Origin of the sequence: Synechococcus sp. B60.1 (assembly GCF_047462555.1) — a bacterium.
Classification (GTDB): Bacteria; Cyanobacteriota; Cyanobacteriia; order Thermostichales; family Thermostichaceae; genus Thermostichus.
In genome coordinates this window covers 1-3,698 of the sequence record NZ_JANSJN010000150.1, presented here as the reverse complement: position 1 = coordinate 3,698, position 3,698 = coordinate 1, and the positions used below count along the sequence as shown (strand labels likewise).

Annotated in this window: 5 protein-coding genes; 2 read left to right on the top strand and 3 right to left on the bottom strand. The window is 58.8% G+C overall.

The features are described 5' to 3' along the window. Positions 1–355: 355 nt before the first annotated feature. The gene (locus NW863_RS12465; RefSeq protein WP_414366740.1) at positions 356–850 is read left to right on the top strand and encodes a MarR family winged helix-turn-helix transcriptional regulator; all 495 of its coding nucleotides are present in this window, start codon (positions 356–358) and stop codon (positions 848–850) included. Positions 851–941: 91 nt separating this feature from the next. On the opposite strand, the gene NW863_RS12460 is transcribed toward NW863_RS12465, so the two are convergent. Beyond that, positions 942–1,217: a hypothetical protein gene (locus tag NW863_RS12460; RefSeq protein WP_414366738.1), complete on the bottom strand. Its 276-nt coding sequence runs from the start codon at positions 1,215–1,217 to the stop codon at positions 942–944. A gap of 210 nt (positions 1,218–1,427) precedes the next feature. On the opposite strand from NW863_RS12460, the gene NW863_RS12455 reads away from it, so the two are divergent. After that, the gene (locus tag NW863_RS12455; protein ID WP_414366736.1) at positions 1,428–1,961 is read left to right on the top strand and encodes a TM2 domain-containing protein; all 534 of its coding nucleotides are present in this window, start codon (positions 1,428–1,430) and stop codon (positions 1,959–1,961) included. Positions 1,962–1,968: 7 nt separating this feature from the next. Here the strand turns inward: NW863_RS12455 and NW863_RS12450 are convergent, their stop codons facing one another. Both NW863_RS12450 and NW863_RS12445 read right to left on the bottom strand, forming a co-directional pair. Beyond that, complete coding sequence (locus NW863_RS12450) at positions 1,969–2,751, bottom strand: ABC transporter permease (RefSeq protein WP_414366735.1); 783 nt, start codon at positions 2,749–2,751, stop codon at positions 1,969–1,971. Then, positions 2,748–3,698, bottom strand: a 951-nt coding sequence (locus NW863_RS12445) for an ABC transporter ATP-binding protein (protein ID WP_414366734.1), incomplete at its 5' end; no start/stop codon positions are given. The genes NW863_RS12450 and NW863_RS12445, both read right to left, overlap by 4 nt.

Sequence of the window (3,698 nt, the reverse complement as noted above, 5' to 3'; positions counted from 1 at the left end):
GTAGTTTACTATCCAACTTCTGCAGTCGCAGCAACCGAATGGCGACACTTCGTCCGAGGGATCCGTCCAGACGCAGCCGGGATCCCTAGGGTTGAGGCTCGAGGTCGCTTCAAATAAGCTGGAAACACGCCGGGCTGGCCCTTGGCATTCTGTGGGCCGTTTCCGGTCTTCGCCCCGCTTCCGTAGGCCCCCTCTGGATATGGAGAGAGCTCCTGTGCGTTGCCTTGGGATGGAATAGCTCCACGGAGCTGGCGAAATGGCCGTTAATTTGTATTAGGACTATAGTGCAGTCGGCTATCATAAAGCCAAAACTGTTCTTGCTGGGTGGATTAGTCTCGTTCGGCGAGCTGCAGCGATGCCCACTTCTGCTGAGTCTCTGTCCTCTCCGCTTCCCCAAGGCGAGGCCCTCAAGCCCTCGGTGGTGGCGGCGCGGGAGCCTTTTTTGGGGCTGCTGCGGGATCTGGCGCGGGCTTACCAAGCCTTTGAAAACTACGCCAGCGCTCACATTCGTCAGATAGGGCTGACCGCCCCCCAATTCGATGTGTTGGTAACCATTGGCAACACTCCTGGCTTGACGATGAATATCCTGGCCCAGAAAACGCTGGTTACCAAAGGGACGCTGACCGGGATCGTGGATCGCCTGGAACAAAAGGGGCTAGTGCGCCGCGAGGTACCTCCAGAAAACCGCCGCTGCTTCAAGATCGTGCTTACCGAAGAGGGGGAAAAACTGTTTGAACAGGTCTTCCCGGCCCATGTGGCCTACCTGAAAGAGCGCTTTCAAAAGCTGAATCCGGAAGAGATGGCTCAGATCCAAGCCTGCTTGAAAAAGCTGCAAGCAATTTTCTATTAGATCCCTCCTTGCGAGAGAGGCTAAGCAGCGGGACTTTTCAGCAGGTGCAGTCAGCTCTGCCTAGGGCTAGATCGAGGAGCTAGCCACTGCCTCACCCCAAAACCCAGAGCATGAAGGTCACTCCCAAGGTAACGGCGCCGAAGAGGGCATAGCTAATCCGGCGCAGTGGCTGCAGTTGCATGGCATGCAGATCCTTAAGCCAACCCAGCCCCAGCGATTCCACAAAGCGATCTAACACTGCTTGCATGGGGTAGGCGTAAACGGATCCCTGTTCTTTGAAGTTGACTAGCACAACTAGCAGCGTGGCGTAGCCCCAGAGGAGGCCCCAGAGCACAGCACTCAACCCGATTAAGATGGGCTCAAGCATCGACCTTCCTTGGTCTCCTGGGGGCGTGACCGCCGTCCCCCCGACGGAGTTCTTCGAGCTGAAGAGCTGGATCTCATTTTCAGCCTCTTTATCTGCTTGAAGCTACCCTCCCACCTCTAGGCCCGCTTTCAAGGGCCAGAGCAGGGGTGTCCTGCCCGTCCAAGGCAAAAGATGGCAGACTAGGGTTACCAGTCCAAGCCATCTTGACTAATGCCCATGAGCTCTCGCTACCTGCTGCCCCCTGCCGAGCCCAAATCCGTCGGCACCGCCTATCTCCTCTGGGCGTTGGGCATATTCGGCATCTGCGGTGTCCATCGCTTTTACCTGGGCAAAACCGGGACAGGCTTTCTCTGGTTCTTTACCTTTGGCCTGTTGGGAATTGGCCAGTTGATTGACCTGTTTTTGATCCCAGGCATGGTGGAAGATTACAACTTCAAGCTGGCCGTCTTGCAAGGGATCCGCCCCTCTGGGGCTCCCGTCAAGTCTGTCTCGGCCCCGCCTCAGCCTTTGAAGGGTCAGGCGCTGATGCGGGAGATCCTACGGCTGGCGCAGCAGCGACAAGGGATCCTCACCCTCTCGGAGATCGCCATCGAGCTGCCTGCTGACTTTGACGAGATTGAAAAAGCGCTGCGAGAGCTAAGCCGACGGGGCATTGCCTCCCCTGAGAACAACCTCACCACCGGCGCAGTGGAGTACCACTTCCCTCACCTGTTGCGCTCCCCTGGCGACCGGCGCTCCCTCTGACAAGGTCCTACTGGGATCCCAGGATCCCCCGCTGTTTGGCCAGTTGCATTGCCCGGTGAAAGGCCAGCAAGCCCAGCCCGAAGTAGAAAAGGCCGCTGGCCAGAGCCATGAGCAGCCGCAGGGGATCCAATCCCACCTCCCGCACCATCAGATCCCGCAGCAGGCCAGCCCCTGCCGTCATGGGCAGCATCTGCCCCAGCCACTTCAGGGATCCCGACCACTCTTCTGTGGGGGTGGCTAGGAGAAAGAGCAGGCCAAATTGGCTCAGGATCAGCAGTTGTTGAATGCGCTTCCAAATCAAGGCAGCAGATCCCAGCAAAAACGAGAAGCCATAGGCCCCCAGCACCACGCTCAAGAGGGGCAACAACAGAGTGGGAGGAAAGCGCAGCCGGCTGCCTGTCAACAGCAAAATGACGCCCAAAATAACGACGACGACGGAAAAGCGCAACACCAAGCTGGCGCAGGCCCGCGCCAAAAACAGGGTGGCCGCCGAAAAGGGCGAGAGCAACACCTGCTCCAAGGTGCCTGTCTGGGCTTCCACCTGCAAGTTGAGGGCAATATCGTTCACCACAAAAATCACCAGCGTCCAGAGCACATAGCCGATCACCACCGCGTCCAGCCGTTCGCCAAATTGGGAGGCCGGCCCCGCCACATACTGAGCGCCGGCAAAGAGGGCATAGAAGAAAAAGGTGGTGATCAGGATCCCGCCCAGGGCTTCTGCCGGATAGCGGATGTACTGGATCCAGGCCCGCTTCAGCTCGGCCCAAAACAGGTGTATCGCCTGCATCATCCTCGCCCATCCCCTCTTTTTAAGAGCTTGAGAAAAATGTGGGTGAGATCCGCTTCCTCTCGCTTAATGCTAAGCAGGGGCAAGGGCTTGAGGATCTCCAGCACCTGATACAACGCCTCTGAAGAGCCGCCAAAGCGCAACTGATGGAAGCCGAGAATCTCCACCCCTTGCTGGAGCAGGCGCTCCGCCCGGCTGGGATCCAGGTCTTGTTCCAACTCAATCCGATAAGTACTGGCTGCGCCGGCAAACTGGCGGATCAGCTCCTGCGTGGGGGCCTGGCAGAGGATTCTCCCCCCCTCGATCACGGCCACCTGGTCTGAGAGGGCCTCGGCCATCTCCAGTTGGTGGGTAGTGAGGAGAATGGCCCGACCTGCAGCGGCAATTTGGCGGATCAAGGATTTCACTGCTTGGGCGGCTTCCACATCCAGCCCCAGGGTGGGCTCATCCAAAAGTAGCAGAGCCGGCTGGTGCAAGAGGGCAACAGCAATGGCCACCTTCTGCTGCATACCCCGCGAAAGGGTCTGCACAGCAACATCCCGTTTTTGCAGCAGGCCAAAGGTCTCCAGTAGCTCCAGACCCCGCTGGCGAGCCGTTCTGGGGGATAGCCCCCGCAGCACGCCAAAGTACTCTAAGTTTTGCAAAGGGGTCAGCCGCCAGTAGAGGTTGCGGTTGCCTTCCAGCACCGCCCCCACCTGGGCCAGCGCACCCGCATCGGCGTGGGGATCCCGTCCCAGGATGCGCACCGTGCCAGCATCCGGCCGGATCAGCCCAGCAATCATTTTGATGGTGGTGGTCTTGCCGGCTCCATTGGGCCCCAAGAAAGCCAGGATCTCTCCTGCCGCCAGCGTCAGAGAGACATCCACCACCGCCCGCACCTGCTTGCCCCCCTGCCGGTAGGTTTTCTGGAGGTGGTGGGCTTCGAGAACTTTCATGACTTTTTTATTTCT

Excerpts from the sequence above, each read along its gene's own strand:
- NW863_RS12465 (WP_414366740.1), top strand. The coding sequence starts at position 356 with ATGCCCACTTCTGCTGAGTCTCTGTCCTCTCCGCTTCCCCAAGGCGAG.
- NW863_RS12460 (WP_414366738.1), bottom strand. The coding sequence starts at position 1,217 with ATGCTTGAGCCCATCTTAATCGGGTTGAGTGCTGTGCTCTGGGGCCTC.
- NW863_RS12455 (WP_414366736.1), top strand. The coding sequence starts at position 1,428 with ATGCCCATGAGCTCTCGCTACCTGCTGCCCCCTGCCGAGCCCAAATCC.
- NW863_RS12450 (WP_414366735.1), bottom strand. The coding sequence starts at position 2,751 with ATGATGCAGGCGATACACCTGTTTTGGGCCGAGCTGAAGCGGGCCTGG.